The organism is Clostridium sp. SM-530-WT-3G (assembly GCF_012843905.1).
GTDB lineage: Bacteria > Bacillota > Clostridia > Clostridiales > Clostridiaceae > Clostridium.
Window position 1 is genome coordinate 53,470 of sequence record NZ_JABAGC010000013.1, and the last position, 24,832, is coordinate 78,301.

Below are 24,832 nucleotides of genomic sequence, written 5' to 3' on the forward strand. Positions count from 1 at the left end.
TATATAGCAGTTAAATTTCCATAAATTTTTTAATGCTATATATGCCTTTTTCTTTATATTAATTATTTTTTAATAAAATAAATCCATTGTTTACATCCGCTGCTCTTTGAATAAATACACCTTTATCTGTAGCATAATAATCATTAACACCTTCTTTAGATACATCCGTAAATTCTACTTTAGGTTCTTCGCCACTATTATCTATTTCAAGTGTTGAAAGATGCCTAGCATTATTAACGTCAATAAAATATAATTTACCTTGAGATTCCTTTAAGTTTTCTCCATTCATTAAAGCCAGCCTTTTAGTATCAAGATTTTCTAAATCAATCATATACAAGTTATTATTATCACCTGAATTTATAGCTATAATATTATTATCATTATATTTAGCGAAACTATCTACTGAAAAATCCGTCAATTGTTCTTTTTCAGTTCCATCTATATTTATTTTATATAACTTACTTTTATCACTTTTATTTTGATATATAATTGAATTTCCATTAACAAAGTATGTACCTACATTATCAAAACAAACTGTATTATATGTATTATTTACAGTATCATATGATTGAAGAATATTATTTTTCTTTGCATTAATAAAATATACTATTTCATTATCTCCTATTATATTTTTTGCATTGCTATCTATTACTACAGGACTATATGACTTATTTTCCAAATCTATTTTTGATAAAGAATTTTTATTACTTCCATCAGCAAAATATGCAACATTATTGATTACAGTTAATGAATATGTTGGATAATTTACAAAATCCTTAATTCCTGAAGTATTTATTGTACCTTCTTTAATAGAATCATCAATTATTGAAATATTATTATTATCATCCCAGTTAGGAAATACAATTGTTGTTCCATTAGAAATAAAAAGATTTGCATAAGCTGATTCTTTATCAAGTGAAAATTTCACGTAATTATTTTTAAAATTATTCTTATCTAAATACAATAAATCATTTTCAATACTAGCTGTATCGCTATCTACAGAACTTGTTGCCGTTACTCCCTCTGCATTATTTATTCCTGATGAATCTCTTGAATCCTTACTATCTTTTGTTCCGCATCCTGTAATAATTAATGCTAAAACAAGAGTAGCTGCCAATATACTCTTTTTCATTTTCTCACCCTTTACAAAATAACCTCTACATTTAGCAATTATTTTTTATTATTATTTAAATAAAAAATAATTACATTTTATTATACATAATTTCTATAAATATAAAAAGGTTTCAAACCTTTTATGATTTGAAAGCTTTTATTTCTAATGATTTTTTCTCCAAATAGATGGACTAAACAAAATTATCATAGGGTAAATTTCCAATCTTCCTGCAAGCATACAGAAAGAAAACACAAGTTTACTAAATGGTGAAAATGCTGAGAAGTTGCCAGCTGGTCCTACCATTCCTAATCCTGGTCCAATATTACTCATAGTTGTAATTACAGATGTTATTGTAGTTGTAAAATCAAAATTATCAAACGAAATTATAAATATAGCAATAAGACTAATAATTGCATAAGCACCTATAAATAAAAATATACCATGTATAAGCTCTTCGTCTACTGCTCTACCGTCAATTTTCACACTATTTATACGTTTAGGATGTATTATTTTATTTATTTCACGCTTAATTGCTTTAAGCATTATTACAACCCTTACAGTTTTTATTCCTCCACCTGTTGACCCTGCCATAGCACCTACTAGCATAAGCATTACAAGTATTGATTGACTAAGTGTAGGCCAAAAATTATAATCAACTGTTGCATATCCTGTAGAGGTTACTATTGATGTAACTTGGAATGCTGCCTGCCTTATTGAAAGAGCCACATCTCCATTGTTAAGACCTAATATATTAAATGTAATAAGAATAACTGCAACTAAAATAATCAATAAATAATATTTAAGTTCTTCATTTTTAAAGAATCCCTTTATATTTCCCTTTAGTAATTGAAAATATAATGCAAAGTTTATTCCAAATATAGTCATAAAAATAGTAATTATCCAATCTATTGCTGGGCTATGGAATGCAGCTATATTTGCATTCATATCTGAAAAACCACCAGTTCCTGCTGTACCCATAGCATGAATTGTTGCATCATACCAATCCATCCCTGCAATTTTTAATAAAACTAGTTCTATTAATGTAAGTGCTAAATAAATTAAGTACAATATCTTTGCAGTATCTTTTATTTTAGGAACTATTTTCCCAGGTGCAGGACCTGGACTCTCAGCTTTAAGAAGATGTATTGAATTTTTTCCCATTGAAGGAATTAGCGCAAGCATAAATATTAGGAATCCCATGCCTCCTATCCAATGGGTAAAACTTCTCCAAAATAATATTCCTTTTGGCAAACCTTCTATCTCAGTTAAAAGAGTAGCTCCTGTTGTGGTAAACCCTGATACTGTTTCAAAGAAAGCATCTATAAATGATGGTATTGCACCACTTATAACAAAAGGAAGTGCACCTATAATAGAAATTACTATCCAAGCTAAGCCTACGATTACAAACCCTTCCTTTGCATAAATTTCTTGTTTTTTTACTTTTACACTCGAAAGTACTAATGCTATAGGTAAGCCTATTATTATAGTATATAAAAATGATTTAGCATCACCTTCACCATAATATATAGCAATAGCCATTGGAATAAGAAGAAGTGCAAGTACATACTCAATTACATTACCTAATATCTTCAGTACTACTTTATAATTCACGTACTTTTCCTCCTCCATTTAATGTATCTCTTAAGCTTAGAAGATTTGGATTCTTTGTTACTATAACAACTCTGTCACCTTCTTGTAAGAAATCATCTCCTGATGGTATTATTATTTGCTTATTCCTTACAATAGTAGCAATAATACAATCTATTTTAAAATCTAAATTCTTAAGTTTTATATTTTGGAAATTAAAATCATCATTCACTATAAATTCTATAGCTTCAGCTTTTTCATTACATATCTTATAAATATTTTCTATTGAACATTTTCTTCTATTTTTTACAGTTCTTACATATTTTATTATTTTATTTGCTGTTACTCTTTTCGGACTAATAATTGAATTTATTCCTATTGTTTTAGCAATATCATTATAATTATCTCTTGTAATCTTAGTAATAATATTTTTCACACCATTTTGCGCTGCAAATAAAGATGCAATTAAGTTATCCTCATCTCTTCCTGTAAGTGTAACAAAACTATCTGCTTCATTTAGACTTTCGGAAAGAAGTAATTCCTGATCTAACCCATCACCATTAATTATTACAGAACTAGGTAATAACTCAGTAAGCTCTTCACATTTACTCAAATCGCTTTCTATTAATTTACAATGAACACCAGACTCAGTTGCTATTTTAGATAAATAATATGCTATTCTTCCTCCTCCAATTATCATTGTATTTCTTACTTTCTTTTTGTATCTTCCCATTCTTTTGAACATTTCCTGAATTTCTTTATGTTCACCAATTACATATGCCTTATCATCTTTACGAAATACATAATCTCCCTTTGGAATTATAACTTCATCATTTCTTTCAATACCACAAAAAAGAATATTTCCCCTAATATTGTTTAAATCAGACATTTTTTTATCTACTAAACCTGTATCATCAGAAATATTAAAACTAACCATATTTACTTTTCCCTCAGCAAATGTATCAACACTACTTACTAATGGATATTTAATAAGCTTTGCTATTTCCATAGCTGCTGTCTTTTCAGGATTAATAACAAGATTTATTCCTACTGCTTCAGTAAGCAAAGTAATATCCTCATCATAACCTGGATTCCTCACTCTTGCTATAGTATGTTTTGCTCCAAGTTTTTTACCTGCTAATGAGCAAAGCATATTAAGTTCATCGCTGTTAGTTACTGATATAAGCAGATCTGCTTCTGCAATTCCAGCTTCAGTTAAAACTTTTAGACTGGTACAATTACCTTTTATGCACATAACATCTAGGTTGTTATTTATATGCTCTAAGGCGGATATTTTGTTATCAATAATTGTTATATTATCATTTTCATCTGATAAGTTTTTCGCTAACGTATATCCTACTTTACCTGCACCTACTATAATAATATTCATCTTATGTCTCCTTGTTTATATAAATATTAACTCAAAAATCACATTACAATTATACAATATATAGTATATTAACTCAAAATTATTTCTTATTATTTTAACAAATCATATTATTATATCGTTATCAATAATTAACTTTATTAATTTAATCCTTTTCCATTATTTTTTTATGTATTTATGCTTATAAATATTCAAATTGTTTACTATTTATTTTTCAGCAAAAATGAAAATTTAAACGTAATAAATCATATAATAGTAAAAATCAATATTTTATCAAGGTATAAAATGAGATACATCTTAGATATCAAAGAATGTAAGTTCTTAGGAAAAGGACATGAAGGTGCTGTATATTTAACCCCTGAAGGATACGCACTCAAAATATTCTATAAACAAAGTAAAGCAAAAGATGAGGTAGAAATACTTGAACGTGTAAATGAAAGTAGATTTTTCCCAAAAGTTTTATTTATAGCCCATAACATGGTTTTAAGAGAATATGTTAATGGAATTATACTAAAAGAATATATAAAAAAACATGGACTTTCTTATAACCTATCATGTGAAATTATAGACCTTATCGAAGACTTCAAAAATATGAAATTTAAACGGCTAAACATTAGAAATGCTCATATTTTCGTAGATGAACATGAAAAAATAAAAGTTATAGATCCAAGAAAAATTTTCATTAAAAATACACCTTATCCAAAAGATATTATTAAGGTGTTAGTTTCTTTAAATATATTTGATAACTTTTTAAAAAACTTAGTAAACTACAGACCTGATTTATTAAAATACTGGATAGATGGTTATAACTACTTTTATTATAACTCTAAAAAAAATATAAAAATTAATATGTATGCATAACTTTTAGTTAAGAGTTGGTTTGCTTTATAATCTATATTTAAATCAACTCTTATAGCTAAGCTTTATTATAAAAATATAATAATTAACCTTTTAAAATAATTAATTTATTAATTTAAAGCTCATTTTATTGACATATATATTATATTTTGAGTATAATTGGTATTAATATAATAATTGCCAAAGAGATTGATAAGGAGTATTACATACATAATCTAAGCAAAGAGAGAGGATGGCTGCTGTAAATCCTCGTGAAATTAGTATGGAACTAGCCTTTGACTTTTTAATAGAAATCTATAACTTAGAGAGTAAAATTAAACGTATACCCATCGTTAAAAGGGAAATGATATAGTTTATCTGTATTGTTATGAGTGTGCATAATTATATGCAAATTTAGGTGGTACCGCGATGAGTTGCTCTTCGTCCTATAATATAGGTCGAAGAGTTTTTATATTATATATTCTTTATAAATAATAAATAAATTTTTATTATCGTGATTATAATAAATAAACTAATATTTTATAACACACAAATTTATACCAAAATAATTATCATATGCTATATAAGGAGTGATTTATTTGAAATATAATGGTGCTGAAATTGTAATAAAATTATTAGAAAATGAACATGTAAAATATATTGCTGGCATTCCTGGCGGATTTAATCTTCCTATATATGATGCTTTGTTTAAAAGCAATATAAAACATATATTAGCACGCCATGAACAAGGTGCTGCATTTATTGCTCAAGGCATATCAAGGGCTAACAAAGGCTGTGGAGTATGCTTTGCAACTTCTGGACCTGGCGCAACAAACTTATTAACAGCTATTGCTGATGCAAAATTAGATTCTATTCCACTTATAGCAATTACAGGACAAGTTCCTCTTTCCGCTATTGGTACAGATGCTTTTCAAGAAGTTGATGCTTATGGACTTACTATTCCAATAACAAAACATAATTTCTTAATAAGAGATATACACGAATTATTTACTATTATTCCTGAAGCCTTTAAAATTGCTTTAGAAGGCAGACCAGGTCCTGTTTTAATAGATATCCCAAAGAATATCCAAACTCAAATTATTGATGTAAGTGAAAAAGATTTTACAAAAAACAAACCATTTCATCAATCTATTTCAGAGTCTTCAAAAAGAACTAAAGAAGAAATCAATGATTCAGTAATTCAATCAAACATATGTGGAAATATTGAACATATAAATGAGACACATAAATCAATTCTAAAGAAATCAACCCTTGAATGTATAGCAGAAATGATAAATAGTGCAAGAAAACCTATTATATATGCAGGTGGAGGTGTAATTAACTCTTGTGCATCTAAAGAATTATATACATTAGCAAGGAAAAATAATATTCCTATAACATTAAGCCTTATGGGTTTAGGAGTATTCCCATCAAATGATGAACTTAATTTAGGAATGTTAGGAATGCACGGTGCTCCATATACCAATTACCTTATTAATGAAGCTGATTTGATTTTAGCATTAGGAACAAGATTTGATGATAGAGCTACTGGTAATATTGAAAAATTCTGTCCTAAAGCTTCTATAATTCATATAGATATAGATCCATCTGAAATAAATAAAGTAAAAATAAGTAGTCTTTCACTTGTAGCTGATATTAAAGATTTCTTAATCGAAATACTTCCATTCATTGCTGAAAAAGAAAGAACTTCATGGATTAAAAGAATAAATTGTTTCAAAGACAAATATCCTCTTCCACAATATGAAGACCCTCTTCATCCAGCTAATCTTATGCCATATATTGCTTCAAAAGTACCAGATGACAGTATTATTACTACTGACGTAGGAGAACATCAAATGTGGGTTGCTCAAAGATATCCATTTAAAACACCAAAAACTCTTCTTACTTCGGGTGGCCTTGGTACTATGGGATTTGGATTACCTGTTGCAATAGGTGCTTCATTGGTTAATACAGATAAAACTATTTTATGTTTTAGTGGAGATGGTTCAATATTAATGAATCTTCAGGAACTTGCTACATTAAGTGAGCAGAATTTAAACGTAAAAGTAATAATTCTTTCCAATCATCACCTTGGGCTTGTACGACAACAGCAACAGTTATTTTATAACGAACATTATATAGCTTCACATTTTGAATGTAACCCTGACTTTAAAATGATTGCCCAAGGTTTTGGAATCAAATCATGTAATCTTTCCGAAGAGGAAAATCCTCTTGAAAAGCTTGAAGAAATGCTTGCATACTCTGGCCCATGTGTAATAAACATACCAATTAAGGAATGTGAAAACATACTTCCTATGGTTGCGCCAGGTAAATCAAATCTTGAAATGATAGGATGTGAAAATAATGATTAACACTAACTTTTACCTTATCGAATTATTAGTAAGAAACCATCCTGGTGTTATGAGTCATATTACTGGACTCTTTGCAAGACGTGCATTTAACTTAGAAGGTATTTTATGTGCTCAGATCGGAGATGGCTCAACAAGTAAAATGTTTCTTTTAGTAAAAAACGACTTTATTTTAGAACAGATAATAAAACAGCTTGAAAAACTTTATGATGTTCTTGAAGTCTCAATTCATCAAGACTATGATCAGACAGTTTTCCAAAATCTTAATAAAGTTCTTAAAATAAACTAGCTATTTTATTCTCTTGTATAATTAAACTATTATTCAAACAAATATAATAAATTATACAAATTCCATTAACATTTGTAGTATAATATGGTGTAAGTATTAATCTTAGGAGGAAAATCGCACATGAGCTGCTTAGGTAATATAATTTGGTTTATATTTGGAGGCTTTTTTAATGCTATCGGTTGGTTTCTCATAGGACTTCTATGGTGTATAACTATTATAGGCATACCTATTGGAAAACAATGCTTTAAAATGGCAGCACTTCAGCTAGCGCCATTTGGTAAAGAAGTAGTTGATACAAATTCTGGATCTATGACTTTAATTTTAAATATATTATGGATTATTTTTGGTGGTCTTGAATTATGTATTGCTAATTTAATTAGTGCTGCATGCTTATGTATTACTATTGTTGGAATTCCATTTGCATATCAGTCAGTAAAACTAGCATGGCTTTCTCTTATGCCATTCGGTAAAGAAGTCGTTTAAACTTCATATTAAAAATACGCACAAATATATACGGTATATTTGTGCGTATTTTTAATATAAATTTATTTCTTACAATTCATTTAATTTCTTATCTATAAGCGGTTTTGCAACTTTTGGATTAGCTTTTCCTTTACTTGCTTTCATTACTTGACCCATTAAGAAACCAGCAGCCTGTTTTTTACCTGATTTATAATCTTCAACTGATTGAGGATTTGCTGCTATAACCTCATCTACAATCTTCTCTATTTCATCACTTGAACTTATCTGCATAAGCCCTTTTTCTTCAATGACTTTTAGTGGATCTTTATTTTCATCAAATATTGCTTCCAACACTTCTTTACCAATATTATTGCTTATTTTTCCTTCATCAACAATCTTAAGAAGTTTAACAAAATTATCTGAACTCAACTTCATATCAGAAGCTTCAATTTTCTTTTCTTTTAAAAGTCTTATAATATCGGTTAATATCCAATTAATTGCACTCTTTGGTGCTGCACCTTCTTTTACAGATTCCTCAAAGAACTTTGAAAGATATATATTATCAATTAATATTTCTACTTCTTTTTCACTTATTCCATATTCCTTAGTATATCTTTCTCTCTTACTATCTGGCATTTCTGGAATTGATGCTCTTAATTTATTAATTTGTTCATCATAAATTATAATTGGTGGTAAATCTGGTTCAACAACATATCTGTAGTCATGTGCCTGTTCTTTTGAACGCATTGGCATTGTTCTTCCTTTACCAGCATCCCATCTTCTAGTCTCCTGTACTATTTTATGTCCCTCATTAAAACTATAGAGTTCTTTTTGTCTACTTTCTTCTTTTTCTAGAGCTTTTTGAAGTTCTCTAAAAGAGTTAATATTTTTCAATTCAACTTTAGTTCCATATTCTTCACTACCAACAGGTCTTAAAGAAATATTTGCATCACATCTTAATGAACCTTGTTCCATACGACAGTCTGAAACTCCAGCGTATTGAAGCATTTCTTTTAACTTTTTCATAAATGCAACTGCTTCACCAACACTTCTCATATCTGGCTCAGTAACTATTTCAGCTAGTGGTACTCCAACTCTGTTATAATCTATTAAAGAAATTGGTTCACCTTCAAGATGGACTAATTTTCCTGCATCTTCTTCTATATGAATTCTATTTAATCTTACTTTTACTTGTTTACCTTCATGTTCAAATTTAACAAGTCCTCCTGAACATATTGGAATATCAAATTGAGAAGTTTGATATGCTTTAGGTAAATCTGGGTAAAAATAATTTTTTCTATCCATTTTATTAAATTTATTTATCTTACATCCAAGTATTGATCCAGCTTTGATTGCCAAATTTACAACTTCTTCATTTAATACAGGAAGTGTACCTGGTACCCCTGTACATATTGGACATGTATTTTCATTAGGTCTTGCTCCAAATTTTGTTGAACACGAGCAAAATATCTTTGTTTTAGATTTAAGTTCAGCATGTATTTCTAATCCTATAACTGTTTCGTAATTCATTATTTTCCCCTCCTACAAATCAAGATTTAAAGCTTTTTCTAATGCAAAAGCTGCTTTATAAATTTTTTCTTCACATAATGTATCACCTATAATCTGAATTCCTATTGGAATTCCTTCTTTGCTTACTCCTCCAGGAAGTGAAATAGCTGGATTTCCAGCAAGGTTAACATTAACTGTGTAAATATCCGCTAAATACATTGATAAAGGCTCTTGATTTTTTTCACCAAGCTTAAATGGTAATACAGGAGATACAGGTCCTACTATTAAGTCATATTTTTCAAATGTTTTCTTTAAATCATATCTTAATTTAGTTCTAAACTGCTCTGCTTTATTATAATAAGCATCATAGTATCCAGATGATAATGCATAAGTTCCCATCATTATTCTTCTTTTTACTTCTTCCCCAAAACCTTCAGTTCTACTGTTTAACATAAGTTCATCTACACTTGTGTAATTTTCAGTTTTATAACCATACCTTATACCATCATACCTTGCAAGATTTGTACTTGCTTCTGCAGATGACATAATATAATAAGCTGCTAAACCATCCTTTATTATAGGTAATGAAAATCTTTCAACTTCAGCTCCTAAATGCTCTAATACTTTTAAATTTTTTTCAATACACTCTGCAATTTCTGAATCTAAACCTTCTCCAAAAAATTCTTCAGGCACACCAATCTTTATGCCTTTAATTCCCTCTTTTAAGGACTCAGTATAATCTATTTCACTCAAATCTCTTATACTTGTTGAATCATACATATCAGTTCCAGCAATTATACTTAAAATATAAGCATTATCTTCAACAGAATTTGTAATTGGTCCAATTTGATCTAAAGATGAACCAAAAGCTATAAGTCCAAATCTTGATACTAATCCATAAGTTGGTTTAAGTCCAACAACTCCGCAAAATGCTGCTGGCTGTCTAATCGATCCTCCAGTATCTGAACCTAGAGAAACCGGGCACATTTTTGCTCCAACTGCTGCTGCCGATCCACCTGATGAACCTCCAGGCACTCTAGTTAAATCTCTAGGATTACTTGTCTTTTTAAATGCAGAATTTTCTGTAGAAGACCCCATTGCAAATTCATCCATATTAGCTTTTCCAATAATTATTGCATCTTCTGCTAATAACTTCTTAACTACAGTAGCATTATATGGTGGTATAAAATCTTCAAGCATTTTAGATGCACAAGTTGTCTTAGTACCTTCTGTGCATATATTGTCTTTAATGGCTATGGGAATTCCTACTAACTTACCTGTTTTTTCTCCATTCTTAATTTTTTCATCTATTTCTTTGGCTTTTTCAATAGCTTCATCACACATTAATGTTAAAAATGCATTAACGTCTTTTTCTCTTTCCTTGATTTGATCAATATATGAATGAACCAATTCTTCACTTGTAATTTCTTGAGATTTTATTTTTAAAACCATTTCTTTTATGCTCATACTCATTGCTATTTAATCCCCCTATTCAATAATCTTTGGTACTTCAATATAAGTATCTCTCATAGATTTAACATTTCTAAATAAATCCTTACATTCAAATTCCTTAACTTCATCTTTTCTTATTACTGGCTTATATTCTTTTTTAATATTTTTATAAATAGTAAGATCTAATTCACTTAAATATTTAAAATTATCTAATATTCCTTCAAATTCTTTTGCAAACTTTTCTGCTTCTTCATCAGTAAATTTAAGTTTACATAAATTTGCTATATACTTTACTTCATCAATACTTACACTCATTTTTTAACACCACTTTCTTTTCAGTTAACAGTTATCAGTTAACAGTTGACAGTTTTTTATTAACTAAAACTATCATCCTGAAACCAAGAAAACTGCTGAACTACTTCTATTTTTATCTATTATTTTTTTAAATTAAATCATTCAATATAACATTCAAAACACAACTTTTATCTATTTATCAAAATATAATTTCTAAAAATTCCGTCAGGAATTTTATCCTTAAACTGTAAACTGTCAATTGAAACCCGACTCACATTCGTTCGCTGGGTACTCACAGAGTAAGTTCTGTTACCTGAATCAAAGATTTAGAACATCACTTAAGTTCTGCTAAATACAGGAAACACACTACTCACATGTGTTCGTAGGTGTAAGTTCGAGTAACCAAATATTAAATTTGGACTCTCACTTAATTTGTCCCCTCACTTAGGGTTCTAATCTTTTCATGTCTCTTGGGAATAATGCTGCTTCTCTTATGTTTGAAAGTCCTAGAACTTGCATTGTTATTCTCTCAAGACCTATTGCAAATCCTCCATGTGGTGGCATTCCATATTTAAATGTATCTAGATAGAATCCAAATGCATCTAAATCAAGGCCAAGTCTTTCCATTTTTTCTTTAAACATTTGATAATCATGTATTCTTTGTCCACCAGTTGTTATTTCAAGACCTTTGAATATTAAATCAAAACTTCTTGTAATTGAGTGATCATGGTCAAATTCCATTGCATACATAGGTCTTTTAGCTGTTGGATATTCAGTTAAGAATACAAAATCGCTGTTATATTTTTCTTTAACATACTTTGCAAATAGTACTTCTCCTTCATTGTCTATATTTCCAACTGGTGATTTTTTACCATATTCCCTTAAAAGTATTTCTTGTGCTTCACTTAATGGAATTCTTGGAATATCTATCTTTTCTGGAACTTCAACACCATACATTTTTAATTCCTTGCTGCATGTTTCTTTTAAATGTTTATACATACTTCTGATAAAATCTTCTTCTACTTTCATAAGATCAGTTTCATCTTTTATAAATCCCATTTCAACATCTAAGCTTACATATTCATTTAAATGTCTATATGTATTGTGAAGTTCAGCTCTATAGGCATATCCTACTTCAAATACTCTTTCAAAACCAGCTCCTACCATCATCTGTTTATAGAACTGAGGACTTTGTGCTAAAAATGCTCTTCTGTTAAAGTAATTCACAGTAAACATTTCTGATCCACCTTCAGTGCCTGAATTAATTATTTTAGGTGTATGAATTTCTTCAAAAGAGTGTTCTTTAAAATATTTTCTAAAGCTTTCTTCTATTTCATTTTGAACTTTAAAAATTGCTTTTCTCTTTGGACTTCTTAAAGAAATTGTTCTGTAATCTAATTGAGTTTCTAAAGATACTTTTTCTTTATAACTCTGTACTTCAAATGGGAGTTTATCATAATAAACTTGTCCTTCTATTTTTATTTCAGAAACTTCTACTTCAATTCCTCCTATAGCTTTTTCACTTTCACGAACAACTCCTACTACTTCAATAGAATTTTCTAATCTCATCCCCTTTATTTGTTCTTTAGTACATACAAGTTGTATTATTCCTGATTTGTCTCTAAGCATTACAAATGATACATGAGATAAATCTCTTATTTTATGAACCCATCCTCTTAATAATACTTTTTTCTCCCCATCTACTTCTAAATCTTTTATAAATATTCTATTCATTACTTATCGCTCTCCTTTTTTCTTTAATTTTACTTTTATTGAATTTTATTACATTTAAATTTTATAAAAATATATAGACTTTTTAACTTATCCTATAAAAAAACTCGTCCCTATGCACTTACAATGCATAGGGACGAGATATAATCGCGCGGTACCACCCTAGTTAACTTAAAAAGTTCTCCTCAAATAAATACAGAGTTTAATTTATAAATGCTTATAACTTTACAAATTAAACCCTGCTTATAAAAATACTTGAAAGTAAATTTAATCTATAAAATAAAAGCTTTATCTTTCTCTATATCCTTCACTTTTAACGGTGTGATACCGGCTAAGTCTACTCTTAGAATTATAAAAATTAATAATTTCGGTTAGCTGCTCCTAAGTGTTCTTCAATTCAAGACTCATACAGATATCCCACCATCATCTGCTCTCTAAAAATCATCAATAGAATTTACTTTTCTTTATCATAGCATTTATTAATTTGTTAAACACATCACTTTTCGTTGATGTTGTATTTATTATATTGCTTTATTTTTTATAAATCAATAGTTTTTGAAAATTTTTTATTATTTTTTCTATAAAAATAATATATAAATATCTACTTCTTATTCAATTTAATTGATTTATCTACACACAACATATATAAATTTTACAAGAAATTTATATCTATTTTTACCTACATTTCAAAGTCTATTACAGCATTTTGAATCTAAGTGAATCTAATGGATGCATATCACTTCTATTGATATTGGAGTATTTTATTACATTTTCCCCACCATGATATGCTTTATTAATAAATATACTCCCTAGTAGAATAAATATAAAAATTGATATTGCCCCACCTATGATAAATATCCTATTACTTTTTGCTTTGCGCATAATACTCCCCCCTTTAAACTAATACAATCTATTAAGTTATATTAATATTACTCTTTTAAATATCATTTATTAAAATTTAATTTATTTCATTAATTAGTTAATAAATCTTGTAAAATTTTAGTAACAACGCAATTTCATATAATATTAATATCGTTCCTCATAGCAGCACACCTAATTGATAATATATTATAATTATAAATATTTTTGTAATTTTTTTTCAATACAAACCTCTATTTTTTAACTATTTCTTAAAGATAAATGTATTTTTTCTCTTTTTGTTAATAAAGAAATAATATTCCAATATATTCATATAACTTTATTAATTAACTTAATTTATATTACATTAATAAACTCATATAATAGTTTATATAAAAAAGCTCTGAATCTTTCAGAGCTTTAACTAATTATAAATTTTCATTATAAAATTTAAATATTTCTTCAAAATATGGTTTTTGAATATCATCACTTTCATTGTACATTTCATGACGTGCATTTTCTATTCTTATAATTTTACAGTTTTCTGCGCCTTCTGCAAATTTATTCTGTCCACCAGGTCTTACATAAGTATCCTTTCCTGCCTGAATTATAGTTACAGGAATTTTAACTTTTTCTGCATTCTTTTTCTTTATAATTTCACTAGTAGCTTTAAATGCTTCATTTAACCAGTTATTTGCACAGTCACCTTTTTGGAATGACTCATTTGAACATACTATATCATGTATATATTCGTAGCGTGGAAGACAGCTTGTTCCTATTTGATTTACATCATACTCAGGTGTATATGGCTGTTTTCCCATTACATATTCTCCATCCATTCCAAATGCTACTGCCAATTTCACAATAGTTTTTGCTATAAAACTTGGAACATTTCCAGTACTAACTTCAAGCATAGGTGCTGTTAATATAGCAGCATTAAAATATTCAGGATAATCTTCTAAAAACTTAGCACCTATTCCTCCTCCCATTGAATGAGCAAAAAGGAATAATTTTTTTCCTTGTGAATTAGGAACAACTACCTCATCTAATAGAGTTTTAAAATCCTCTATATATTGATTAAAATATCTAACATAGATTTGACTTGTATCTTTAACTCCTAAATTTGTTGATCTTCCATGGCCCCTATGTTCAATTGCAAATACATTATATCCATTATTTAAAAAATAATATATTACTTCATGATACTTTTCTAGCGATTCACTATATCCATGAGAAATAACTATATTACCTTTTGCCGAATCTGTCATATATTTTTCGTAATAAAGCTGAACATTCTCTTCACCTGTAATATAACCGCTTTCTAATCTCTGTTCTATAAATGGCATAACTATGTTATTCATCTTTTCTGAATAATTATCTTCAGTTATTCCAATTTTAGACATCACCCTATTTTCTTCAGATGCATACGCTTTGACCCCCAAAAAATTTACATTAAGTATAGCTTGTCCAAAAAGCATTAAGCATAAAACAATCTTAAAAAACATACTTTTTGTATTTATCTTTTGCATTCTTAAAATCCCCTTTTTAATTGTATATAATGAATATAATAGTATGCAGTCACAATAACTTTATCTAACTGCATACAATTTTTTATTCTTCCAATATTGATATAGTCCACTTACCACATGCTGTACATTTATGAACAGTAATGACAAACAAGCTAAATGTTTTCCCCATAGCTGCAAGTCCTAAAGCTTCTCTTTCATCTCTTGTTATAAACTCATCATTTTCATCTAAGTATCCTATTATCTCTACTAAAACATTCTTTTTAGTATCATCACAGCATCCATTATCTCCTGCAATTTCAACTACTTCATAAGATAAATCTGAGCTTAATTCTTGAATAATTGGTAATATATCTTCAAATTCTCTTATATCATCTAAAAAATCTTCTTTATAAAAAACTACATCTTTAACTTGAAATAATTTTTCCATCATAATCTCCAATCTATATACATATTTTTTCAATGTGTATTATAATATGATTTCAAAAAATTATCAATCATTTCATTTTTTAAATATTATTGAAAAATCAACAAAACTTTAATTTACTTTATTTAAAAATAGGAATAATGAAAGTATTCACTATTCCTTACTAAAAATTATTTATTAAATTTTATTACTGCTTTAAATAAATCTCCATCTATGTCTATATTAAATCTACCATTTTGCAACTCTACAAAACTTTTTACTATGGCAAGCCCAAGACCTGATCCTTCTGTATTACGTGATTTATCCCCTCTTGTAAATCTTTCTATAATTTCATTACTATTAAAATTCATTTCATCAGCAGATATATTTTTTATCAATATAGTCACTTCATTTTCATCTTCAATAACATCAACATATACCCTAGAGTTTTCCATAGCATACTTACTTACATTATTAAAAAGATTTTCAAAAATCCTAAAAGTCTTCTGACTATCTAGACTTAATACTATTTTATCTTCTGGAAAATTATTCTTAACTGTTAGCTTTGACTTATTAAATTTATCTTCTAACTCAAATTCACTTTGCTTAATCAATTCAACTATATCAACCTTAACTAAATTTACTTTAACATTGCCACTATTGGCTTTGCTTACTTCAAATAAATCTTCAATAAGAAATTTAAGTCTTTGAGATTTTTTATCTAATGTATCAATATATAACTTTCTTTCCTCTTCTGTAATATCATCTTTTTTTAGAAGATCCACATAAGTAATTATTGAAGTTAATGGTGTCTTTAAATCATGAGAAACATTTGAAATTAACTCTGTTTTCATCTTCTGGCTTTTTATTTCTTCATCTACTGCTTTTTTAAATCCTGATTGAATCTCTTTAAGTTCATCCTTAAATGGATTAAATATACCTAAATCTTCGGTTATTTCGCCTTCTAGATTTCCATTAGCAATTTTATTAGTTTCAGCTAAAAGTTTTCTAAATTTATCTTTAATATCATCATAGTATTTCTTAGCTATAACAAACAATATTACACTATACACAAATGCAGCTATTATTCCAAATACCCATATAATACTTATTAATGATAAAATAACGAAATTTATTGCAATAATTTTTATCAAGTCTTTATTTGTTTTATCTGATAAATCTATATGAATAATATAATAGTATAATTTATCAGATTTTCTTACTACAAATTTCCATATTCTTAGAATTAATAGGTTCTCTTTCATATATGATCTAAAGCCATATTTAAATATGTGTTTTAATAATGTAACGCCATTTAATATGAAGTAAATTATCATTGTCCATAAAGCAACATTAATAGCATAAACAATATAGCTAACATTTGAGGATATATTTAATACATTTACTATAACTGTTTCTGCTTCACCAGTTAGAGTTCCCATTACCAAAGTAAATCCCATACTTACAAAGATAATTGTAGCCAATCCATATAAAATACAGTTTATTTCAAAAGGTACATTGAAAAACTTACTATTCCCAGCTATTTGTTTAGATTTTTTATATGGAACTACAAGTGCAGCCATAAGTATAATACATCCTACAATAAATCCATATACTACTATTCTATCTTGATTAATTCCACCATTAATTCTTCTATTTACTATATCAGCTATAGAATCTTTATATTTTAGTTCTTTAGGTATTCCATAAATAATTGTAGTATCCTTAATATTATTAAATTTAAGATTATATCTTCTTGTCAAATTATTTCCAATAATAGTATCAATATTATTTCCGAATGTCTCCCTAGCAGAAAATTCTTCTATCCCTGTACAGTTAATTATCTGCACTTTACCACTTTCATTATAATTTACTGCTACAAAGAAACCGTACACATCCTTTAATTGTTGTATTTTATCTTCAGAATTTAATACCACATCTTTTAATTCACTTTTATTATTAGATAAAAGTACATTGTGATCTTTATCTAATACAACATAATCAAGATTTTTAAAATTACTATTTAAATTATCTTTCCCCTCTGAGTACCTATTATAAAGTATATTGCTAATATTAGTAGATTCTATGCTTCCCGAATCACTTTCACTTCCCTTAGGTAATGATTTTTCATCATAGGATTTAATAAATGCATCAGTCAGCGATAAATTTTCATTACTATTATTATCTAGTACTTCCTTGTATAAAAACATATTACAGTTAGCTATACTTTCCATTAAATTAACATCATCATATACTGACTCATACTGCATTTTAGATATGCGTTTAAGCTGTGGATAAAAGCGTGTTATAGCAACAGCCATAATTATCATTACTGCAAATGCAATTAGATTAATTAATACTTTCTCTGATTTAATTAAATTTGTATTTTCTTTTTTTAAATTATCATTGCTTGTCAATTTTATATCCAACTCCCCATACAACTCTTAAATATTTTGGTTCTTTAGGATTTATTTCAATCTTTTCCCTTATATTTCTTATATGAACCATTATAGTTTCAGTACTTATGGCAGTTTCATTCCATACTCTTTCATAAATTTCTTCTGCCGAAAAGACTCTTCCTGGATTTTTCATTAAAAGTTCTAAAATATTAAATTCCTTTGGAGTAAGCTTTACCCCTTCCCCATCTACTGTTACTTCTTTAGTATCCGTATTAAGTTCAATTCCCCCAACTTCATAAATATTGCTCTTTTCATTCTTTCCCTTCACAACATTTAGATACTTCTTATATCTTCTAAGCTGAGAGTTTACCCTTGCAAGAAGTTCCATTGGATTAAATGGCTTTGTTACGTAGTCATCAGCTCCAATATTAAGTCCCATTATCTTATCCATTTCTTCTGATTTTGCAGAAAGCATTATTACCGGAAATTCATAATGCTCTCTAAGCTTCATAACCATTGTTATCCCATCCATCTTAGGCATCATTATGTCTACTATAGCCAAATGAATATTTTCTTTTTCAATAACTTTAATTCCTTCTATTCCATTGCACGCTTTAAAAACATTGTATCCTTGGTTTTTTAAATAAATTCCTATCGCATCACAAATTTCTTTTTCATCTTCTACTACTAAAACATTATATAATTCCATATTAACACCCCGTATATTAAAACTTTCTTAATCTATTTTGATTATAAAGTACAGTAAAATATACGAAAGTTTAAATGATTAAAATTCCTCAACCCATGTGCTTTCCTCCTTCTTACTTACTGTAACCTTATAATATATTTAATTTTTTAAGATACACTCTAATAAAATCTAAAGAAATTATAAAGAATTATTTATTAAATTCTAATCATTTCATCATTTATTATTTTTCTTATTATTTTCAGCCCTTCTTTAATGTTTTCTTCAGTTTCATATGCATATGATAACCTAACAAAATTCTTACTTTTAGCACCATATATACTTCCTGGATTTATAATAATTTTATGTTCTATAGCTTTAAAGAACAGTCTATCTGTATCAATTTTATCCTTAAATCTAATCCATAAATAAAATCCACCTTCTGTAATATTCCATGATGCTATATTTTTATAATATTTCTCTAAATACTCAAGCATAATATTTCTTTTCTTCATTAATTCTTTTCGTACTTTCTTTATATATTCATCATATAATCCACTAGAGTAAAATTCATATAAAAACCATTGAGAAATTGAGCTAACACCATAATCAATCTGCATTTTTGCATCACCAAGTCTTTTAATTACAGATTGTGGACCAATAACCCATCCAATCCGTATCCCTGGTGCAAGAGTTTTAGATATTGATCCAAGGTATAATACATTACCATTTTTATCCATTGATTTTAAAGGTCTTTCCTTAATCTCATCAAAATACAGTTCTCCATAAGCATCATCTTCAATTATAGGTAGCCTATTTGCATTGCAAAAGTTTATTAACTCTTTTCTCCTATTTTGACTCATTACTATATTAGTTGGATTTTGAAATGATGGAATTGTGTAAATTATAGAAGACATATCTGAATATTGATCAGATTTTGGTATTTTATATAAATCAATACCTTCTCTATCCATTGGTATTCCGTAAAGTTCTATTCATGATGACTGAAATAAATTAAGAGACTTTATATAAGACACATTTTCTGTATATACCTTAGCTCCTCTTCCTAATATACATATTGATAATAAATGTAACGCTTGAAGTGAACCTGAAGTTATTAATACATTATCTACTTCTGCTTCTATACCTATGTTTTTTACTCTTTTACATATTTCCTCTCTAAGACTTTTAAGTCCTAAAGGCTCTAAATAATTTAATTTAGTTAAATTTTTAGGAATGTTTTCAAATACCTTTTTAATTTTTTCCTTTTGTATAAAATCAGGAGATAATTCTCCTGTACTAAGCCTGATAACTCTATCCTCATACTCCATTTTATTAATAACCTTTACTATAGGCTTATTCTCTTGGAATTCTCCACCATTAATAAAATCCCCCATTTATATTGTTAATATATTCCACAATATAAATAGTATAAATTTGGTTGGTTAATAAATCAAATTTTGGATGGGTACAACAAATATTTTAAATAATAATATATGACTTGAAAAAAGTAATTATTGTATATTAAATAGTAATATTTTTAAAGTTGAAAGGAGAAAAATATGATTGAAACTATAATTAAAGGTTTTATAATTGGACTAGCTTATCTTGCACCTATTGGTATGCAAAATCTATATGTAATAAATAGCGCTATTTCTCAAAAAAAATCCCAAATGTATTTTGTTGTAATACTAACTACTTTCTTTGATATTTCCTTAAGTCTTGCAAGCTTTTTTGGCATAGGATATGCAATGAGCAAACTTCCTATTTTAAAACTTATAATTCTTTGTTTAGGGTCATTAACAATTATCATAATTGGGTTTCAGTTATTAAAAAGTAGACCTGTTATTGATACTAGTATAAAAACTAATAATAATATAAAAAAAATTATCTTATCCTGTTTCCTAGTAACATGGGCTAATCCTCAAGCAATATTAGATAGCACTATGTTATTCGGTTCTCTTCGAGCTTCAATACCAGATTCACTGATTACATATTTTATTTTAGGAGCATGTACTTCTTCAATAGTATGGTTTTTTTCTTTAGGAACTTTTGTTAATATACTAAAAAAATCTTTTAATTCGCAAGTGCTAAAAATAATAAATATTCTTTGTGGTATTATAGTAATTTACTATGGATGCAGGATAGGATACAACTTTCTAATAGAAATATTGTAAATCTACTATTTTAAAATTCTAATAACAACATTTTATAATTTGCAAAAAGCTTATGTTTATAATCTTCAAACAATTATAAACATAAGCTCCTTTTTGCAATTTAAAATTATACATACAATACTATTTTATAAGTAGTTTTATTTTTTGAATATAACTCCTAAAATCTATCAAAATCACTTCCAATATCTTTGGATTCATGAGAATCTGATCCAAACACAACTCTTATATTATACTTTTCAACTAAATCTTTAAAATACCCACTTACGTATATTTCATTACAATACTCTTTTCTAAGACCAGCTGTATTAATATCTACTTCATAATCCTTCTTCTTAATTTCTTTTGCAATCTCTTCTAGAAGTTTATAATTCTTATACTCTATTGGATATAATTCATTAAATCTTCTAACTAAATTAGGATGTCCAATTCTCCTAGGTTTATATTTGCCAAGATCACTCTTTATAGCTTTAAGAAGAGTTTTATAATATTTATCATATACTTTCTCTATAGATCCAAGAAGTTCTATAGCTTTTTCTAAACCATCTAATCCATCTACAGCCATATACTCACCATTAATATTTATAAAGTGAACAGATAATAATCCGTCTTCTAAATTAGGACCATATGTATTCAGAAGCTCCTTTGTTTCCTCTTCTAATCCATCAATAAAATCAACTTCAAATCCTAAATTTGTCTTTATTTTGTCCTTATATTTATTTTTTACTCTATTAACATCATCAAAATATTTTTGTACATCCTCTTTACTTAAAGCACATTCATCTAAAAATTTTTTATTAGGCATAAAATAGCTACCAAATGGCATATGTTCTGTAAAACTTATTTCTTCTAACTCTTTTTCTAATGCTTTTTCTACATATAAATCAAGGCTGTCTTTTGTTCCATGAGGACAATATGGTGAATGAATATGTCCATCCCTTAGATATAATTTTTTATCTATCATAATAACAACTCCTCTCAAAATTCAATAATAGCTTCTTACTATATTTTACTATAATAAGAAGCACAATATTATGAAAATTATAGAGTTGCAGCCATTATTGCCTTAATTGAATGCATTCTGTTTTCTGCCTCATCAAATACAACACTCTGTTTTCCTTCAAATACTTCATTAGTAACTTCTAGAGCATCCATTCCATATTTTTCGCCAACAGTTTTTCCTATAACTGTTTCTAAATCATGATATGATGGAAGACAGTGCATAAATATTGCATCCTTTTTTGCATTAGCCATTAAATCACTATTTACCTGATATGGTTTTAAAAGATTTATTCTCTTATCCCATTCTTCTTCAGGTTCACCCATTGATACCCATATATCTGTATAAATTACATCTGCATTCTTAGTTCCTTCTTTAACATTCTCAGTTAATGTTATAGTCGAACCATTTTCATTAGCAATTTCTTTACAAACTTTAACCAAATCCTCTGTAGGGAATAATTCTTTTGGTGCACATGCAGTAAAGTTAAGTCCCATCTTAGCACAGGCTACCATTAATGAATTACCCATATTATTTCTGGCATCACCCATATAAACAAAATTAATTCCTTTTAGATATCCAAACTTTTCTTCTATAGTTAATAAATCTGCAATCATCTGTGTTGGATGAAATTCATCTGTAAGCCCGTTCCACACTGGAACACCTGAATATTCTGCAAGTTTTTCTACTATCTTCTGGCTATACCCCCTATATTCTATACCATCAAACATTCTTCCAAGAACCCTTGCAGTATCAGCAATACTTTCTTTTTTCCCCATTTGAGAACCTGCTGCGTCAAGATAAGTAACCCCCATTCCAAGATCTTTACCAGCCACTTCAAATGAACATCTTGTTCTTGTAGAAGTCTTTTCAAATAATAAAACTATGTTTTTTCCCTTAAAATTATCATGAGCTATTCCAGCTCTCTTTAAGGATTTCAAATCCTTTGATAAATCAATTAAATATCTTATTTCCTGTGATGTAAAATCTAATAGTTTTAGAAAACTTCTTCCTTTTAAATTTATTGCCATGCTTATTACCTCCAATTTACTTTCTTATACTTTAATTATACCATATTTGTATATTTATTCAAATACTTGCATATTTAAAAGTTTCAGTACTATCTAAGTTATCTTTTTAAACCAAGAACTTTTAATTATCTATATTCACTTTCTATTTAAATACTACTTTATAACTTTAACTTAATGTTATAATAAAACAATAACTATACAAAGAAAGGAAACTTTAGATGAAATATTTAAGCGATTATCATATGCATTCAAAATTTTCTTTTGATGCTATACAAACTATTGAAGAGGCTGTGCTAAGTGCAATAAAATCCAATATAAATGAAATATGCATGACAGAACATATAAGTTTTAATCCACATGATTCAAGTTATAATTATTTTGATTTTAATGATTACAGCAATACAATACAGTCTTTATCTAAGAAATATAAAGGCAAAATTAAAATTAAAACAGGGCTTGAAGTTGGTGAATATCATCTTTATAAGGATGATTTCAATAAATATTACAAAGAACACGATTTAGATTTTATTATTGGCTCAATACATAATATAAATAGTAAAGGTCTTAGAACCAATTTAAAAGAAACAGGTGTTAATTCTACTTATGAAAATTATTTTAAGGAAGTATTAACATTAGCAGACTGTGGTAATTTTGATGTACTTGGTCATCTTGATTTAGTACAGAGATATGCTTTTGATGAGCATGGAATATATGATTTTAATACTTATAAAAATATTATATATGATATATTAAAAATTCTTATATCAAAGGATAAAGGAATTGAAATAAATACATCTGGACTTTCTAAAAACTTATTATTCCCCAAAATTGAAGTATTAAAAATGTATAAAGATTTAGGTGGAGAAATAATAACAGTTGGTTCTGATGCCCATAACTCTGAACGAGTTGGTGAAAATATAGAACATACATATGAGCTTCTAAAAACTCTAGGATATAAATATGTATTCACTTTTGAAAAAAGAAATCCTAATGGAATAATTCTATAAATAAAATAAGAACTATAAATTTAGCTTTACAATTAAATTTATAGTTCTTTTGTTTAATTAAAAAATATCTATACCTCTATATAAATTAATATCCTATCTTACAACCTTCACTTGAAGAGATTCAATTACATCCATAGCTTTCTCATGTAAACTTTCGTCAAAACTTGCTGTAAGGTTTGAATCAACACTAAGCTCAGCATTAACATATTGGGATTGAAAAGTTACAACATTGCTTATAACACACATGTTACTTACAACACCTACAAATTCAATTGTGTCAACATCTAAGCCTACTTCTTCAGTTAATCTTATCATATCTTTAGGTGCTATTCCAAAAGCTTCTTTATTATAATGATATGTGTTTTCAAGATTATTAAATTCTTTAAGCCTGCCATATAGTTCATGACCTTCTGTACCTATATAACAATGTGGAACTGGAAGATTCTTTCCTTCCCTTGTTTCTAAATAATTTTCATAATGAGTATCATACGTAAATACTACTTTTTGACCATTATCAAGATATTCTTTAACCTTATTATAAATTCCCTCTTCCAATGTTTCAGCTTTCTTAAACCCTAATGCTCCGTCTACAAAATCCTTTTGATAATCAATTACTACCAGCAATTTATTCATTATATTTACCGTTACTGAAAACTTATAAAAATCTATAAAAAATTATAAAATCTTATGTTTCATTCCTTTTTCAATGTATCTG

21 protein-coding genes, 1 pseudogene and 1 other annotated feature are annotated in these 24,832 nt (G+C 27.7%); of the genes and pseudogenes, 6 read left to right on the forward strand and 16 right to left on the reverse strand.

Annotated features, from left to right (window positions below):
- Positions 1–58: 58 nt before the first annotated feature.
- From HF850_RS07080 to trkA, 3 genes are all read right to left on the reverse strand, one after another.
- Positions 59–1,132 carry a DUF5050 domain-containing protein gene (locus HF850_RS07080; protein ID WP_169104764.1) on the reverse strand — a complete coding sequence of 358 codons (1,074 nt, stop codon included), beginning with the start codon at positions 1,130–1,132 and terminating at the stop codon, positions 59–61.
- A 144-nt stretch (positions 1,133–1,276) separates the two neighbouring features.
- Positions 1,277–2,725, reverse strand: coding sequence for a TrkH family potassium uptake protein (locus HF850_RS07085; RefSeq protein WP_169104765.1), 1,449 nt, complete (start codon positions 2,723–2,725; stop codon positions 1,277–1,279).
- On the reverse strand, positions 2,715–4,091 hold the full coding sequence (trkA, locus tag HF850_RS07090; RefSeq protein WP_169104766.1) for a Trk system potassium transporter TrkA: 1,377 nt from the start codon (positions 4,089–4,091) through the stop codon (positions 2,715–2,717). The genes HF850_RS07085 and trkA overlap by 11 nt, the downstream gene beginning before the upstream one ends.
- A 282-nt stretch (positions 4,092–4,373) precedes the next feature.
- Here trkA and HF850_RS07095 point away from each other — a divergent pair, with 282 nt between their 5' ends.
- The 4 genes from HF850_RS07095 (at position 4,374) to HF850_RS07110 (ending at position 8,066) form a co-directional block, all read left to right on the forward strand.
- Complete coding sequence (locus HF850_RS07095) at positions 4,374–4,949, forward strand: serine/threonine protein kinase (RefSeq protein ID WP_169104788.1); 576 nt, start codon at positions 4,374–4,376, stop codon at positions 4,947–4,949.
- Between the two features lie 177 nt (positions 4,950–5,126).
- Positions 5,127–5,377 (forward strand) — a binding site (T-box leader).
- Positions 5,378–5,524: 147 nt separating this feature from the next.
- On the forward strand, positions 5,525–7,297 hold the full coding sequence (gene ilvB / locus HF850_RS07100; protein WP_169104767.1) for a biosynthetic-type acetolactate synthase large subunit: 1,773 nt from the start codon (positions 5,525–5,527) through the stop codon (positions 7,295–7,297).
- Positions 7,290–7,583: an acetolactate synthase small subunit gene (ilvN, locus tag HF850_RS07105; RefSeq protein WP_169104768.1), complete on the forward strand. Its 294-nt coding sequence runs from the start codon at positions 7,290–7,292 to the stop codon at positions 7,581–7,583. Before ilvB ends, ilvN begins: the two co-directional genes overlap by 8 nt.
- 120 nt (positions 7,584–7,703) lie before the next feature.
- Positions 7,704–8,066: a YccF domain-containing protein gene (locus tag HF850_RS07110; protein WP_169104769.1), complete on the forward strand. Its 363-nt coding sequence runs from the start codon at positions 7,704–7,706 to the stop codon at positions 8,064–8,066.
- A gap of 69 nt (positions 8,067–8,135) precedes the next feature.
- Here HF850_RS07110 and gatB read toward each other — a convergent pair whose 3' ends face one another.
- From gatB to HF850_RS16130, 10 genes and pseudogenes are all read right to left on the reverse strand, one after another.
- Positions 8,136–9,575: an Asp-tRNA(Asn)/Glu-tRNA(Gln) amidotransferase subunit GatB gene (gatB, locus tag HF850_RS07115; RefSeq protein WP_169104770.1), complete on the reverse strand. Its 1,440-nt coding sequence runs from the start codon at positions 9,573–9,575 to the stop codon at positions 8,136–8,138.
- Positions 9,576–9,587: 12 nt separating this feature from the next.
- On the reverse strand, positions 9,588–11,027 hold the full coding sequence (gatA, locus tag HF850_RS07120) for an Asp-tRNA(Asn)/Glu-tRNA(Gln) amidotransferase subunit GatA (protein WP_169104771.1): 1,440 nt from the start codon (positions 11,025–11,027) through the stop codon (positions 9,588–9,590).
- Between the two features lie 15 nt (positions 11,028–11,042).
- Positions 11,043–11,321 (reverse strand): Asp-tRNA(Asn)/Glu-tRNA(Gln) amidotransferase subunit GatC, encoded by a 279-nt coding sequence (gene gatC / locus HF850_RS07125; RefSeq protein ID WP_169104772.1) that lies wholly within the window; start codon positions 11,319–11,321, stop codon positions 11,043–11,045.
- A gap of 423 nt (positions 11,322–11,744) precedes the next feature.
- The gene (aspS, locus tag HF850_RS07130) at positions 11,745–13,034 is read right to left on the reverse strand and encodes an aspartate--tRNA(Asn) ligase (RefSeq protein WP_169104773.1); all 1,290 of its coding nucleotides are present in this window, start codon (positions 13,032–13,034) and stop codon (positions 11,745–11,747) included.
- Positions 13,035–13,727: 693 nt separating this feature from the next.
- Positions 13,728–13,913, reverse strand: a complete 186-nt coding sequence (locus HF850_RS07135; protein ID WP_169104774.1) for a hypothetical protein — start codon at positions 13,911–13,913, stop codon at positions 13,728–13,730.
- Positions 13,914–14,317: 404 nt separating this feature from the next.
- On the reverse strand, positions 14,318–15,418 hold the full coding sequence (locus HF850_RS07140) for an alpha/beta hydrolase (protein ID WP_169104775.1): 1,101 nt from the start codon (positions 15,416–15,418) through the stop codon (positions 14,318–14,320).
- Positions 15,419–15,500: 82 nt separating this feature from the next.
- Positions 15,501–15,845: a hypothetical protein gene (locus tag HF850_RS07145; RefSeq protein WP_169104776.1), complete on the reverse strand. Its 345-nt coding sequence runs from the start codon at positions 15,843–15,845 to the stop codon at positions 15,501–15,503.
- Positions 15,846–16,012: 167 nt separating this feature from the next.
- Positions 16,013–18,238 (reverse strand): HAMP domain-containing sensor histidine kinase, encoded by a 2,226-nt coding sequence (locus HF850_RS07150; protein WP_243159432.1) that lies wholly within the window; start codon positions 18,236–18,238, stop codon positions 16,013–16,015.
- A complete protein-coding gene (locus HF850_RS07155; RefSeq protein WP_169104777.1) occupies positions 18,225–18,929 on the reverse strand; it encodes a response regulator transcription factor in 705 nt (234 codons plus the stop codon). Before HF850_RS07155 ends, HF850_RS07150 begins: the two co-directional genes overlap by 14 nt.
- 194 nt (positions 18,930–19,123) lie before the next feature.
- A pseudogene (locus tag HF850_RS16130) lies at positions 19,124–20,302 on the reverse strand (PLP-dependent aminotransferase family protein).
- Between the two features lie 165 nt (positions 20,303–20,467).
- Between HF850_RS16130 and HF850_RS07170 the strand changes: the two are divergent.
- Complete coding sequence (locus HF850_RS07170) at positions 20,468–21,082, forward strand: LysE family transporter (protein WP_169104780.1); 615 nt, start codon at positions 20,468–20,470, stop codon at positions 21,080–21,082.
- Between the two features lie 157 nt (positions 21,083–21,239).
- Here the strand turns inward: HF850_RS07170 and hisJ are convergent, their stop codons facing one another.
- Together hisJ and argF are read right to left on the reverse strand one after the other, a co-directional pair.
- Positions 21,240–22,043, reverse strand: coding sequence for a histidinol-phosphatase HisJ (hisJ, locus tag HF850_RS07175; protein ID WP_169104781.1), 804 nt, complete (start codon positions 22,041–22,043; stop codon positions 21,240–21,242).
- A 77-nt stretch (positions 22,044–22,120) separates the two neighbouring features.
- Positions 22,121–23,110: an ornithine carbamoyltransferase gene (argF, locus tag HF850_RS07180; RefSeq protein WP_169104782.1), complete on the reverse strand. Its 990-nt coding sequence runs from the start codon at positions 23,108–23,110 to the stop codon at positions 22,121–22,123.
- A gap of 218 nt (positions 23,111–23,328) precedes the next feature.
- On the opposite strand from argF, the gene HF850_RS07185 reads away from it, so the two are divergent.
- Positions 23,329–24,117: a histidinol-phosphatase HisJ family protein gene (locus HF850_RS07185; RefSeq protein ID WP_169104783.1), complete on the forward strand. Its 789-nt coding sequence runs from the start codon at positions 23,329–23,331 to the stop codon at positions 24,115–24,117.
- A gap of 93 nt (positions 24,118–24,210) precedes the next feature.
- Here the strand turns inward: HF850_RS07185 and HF850_RS07190 are convergent, their stop codons facing one another.
- Positions 24,211–24,750 (reverse strand): isochorismatase family cysteine hydrolase, encoded by a 540-nt coding sequence (locus HF850_RS07190; RefSeq protein ID WP_169104784.1) that lies wholly within the window; start codon positions 24,748–24,750, stop codon positions 24,211–24,213.
- Positions 24,751–24,832: the final 82 nt, after the last annotated feature.

Bases quoted from the DNA above. Each gene is read 5' to 3' on its own strand.
- gatA (WP_169104771.1), bottom strand. From the start codon at position 11,027: ATGAGTATGAGCATAAAAGAAATGGTTTTAAAAATAAAATCTCAAGAA.
- ilvN (WP_169104768.1), top strand. From the start codon at position 7,290: ATGATTAACACTAACTTTTACCTTATCGAATTATTAGTAAGAAACCAT.
- gatC (WP_169104772.1), bottom strand. From the start codon at position 11,321: ATGAGTGTAAGTATTGATGAAGTAAAGTATATAGCAAATTTATGTAAA.
- HF850_RS07135 (WP_169104774.1), bottom strand. From the start codon at position 13,913: ATGCGCAAAGCAAAAAGTAATAGGATATTTATCATAGGTGGGGCAATA.
- HF850_RS07110 (WP_169104769.1), top strand. From the start codon at position 7,704: ATGAGCTGCTTAGGTAATATAATTTGGTTTATATTTGGAGGCTTTTTT.
- HF850_RS07185 (WP_169104783.1), top strand. From the start codon at position 23,329: ATGAAATATTTAAGCGATTATCATATGCATTCAAAATTTTCTTTTGAT.
- HF850_RS07095 (WP_169104788.1), top strand. From the start codon at position 4,374: ATGAGATACATCTTAGATATCAAAGAATGTAAGTTCTTAGGAAAAGGA.
- gatB (WP_169104770.1), bottom strand. From the start codon at position 9,575: ATGAATTACGAAACAGTTATAGGATTAGAAATACATGCTGAACTTAAA.
- trkA (WP_169104766.1), bottom strand. From the start codon at position 4,091: ATGAATATTATTATAGTAGGTGCAGGTAAAGTAGGATATACGTTAGCG.
- hisJ (WP_169104781.1), bottom strand. From the start codon at position 22,043: ATGATAGATAAAAAATTATATCTAAGGGATGGACATATTCATTCACCA.
- HF850_RS07155 (WP_169104777.1), bottom strand. From the start codon at position 18,929: ATGGAATTATATAATGTTTTAGTAGTAGAAGATGAAAAAGAAATTTGT.
- HF850_RS07080 (WP_169104764.1), bottom strand. From the start codon at position 1,132: ATGAAAAAGAGTATATTGGCAGCTACTCTTGTTTTAGCATTAATTATT.
- aspS (WP_169104773.1), bottom strand. From the start codon at position 13,034: ATGAATAGAATATTTATAAAAGATTTAGAAGTAGATGGGGAGAAAAAA.
- HF850_RS07140 (WP_169104775.1), bottom strand. From the start codon at position 15,418: ATGCAAAAGATAAATACAAAAAGTATGTTTTTTAAGATTGTTTTATGC.
- argF (WP_169104782.1), bottom strand. From the start codon at position 23,110: ATGGCAATAAATTTAAAAGGAAGAAGTTTTCTAAAACTATTAGATTTT.
- HF850_RS07190 (WP_169104784.1), bottom strand. From the start codon at position 24,750: ATGAATAAATTGCTGGTAGTAATTGATTATCAAAAGGATTTTGTAGAC.
- HF850_RS07170 (WP_169104780.1), top strand. From the start codon at position 20,468: ATGATTGAAACTATAATTAAAGGTTTTATAATTGGACTAGCTTATCTT.
- HF850_RS07145 (WP_169104776.1), bottom strand. From the start codon at position 15,845: ATGGAAAAATTATTTCAAGTTAAAGATGTAGTTTTTTATAAAGAAGAT.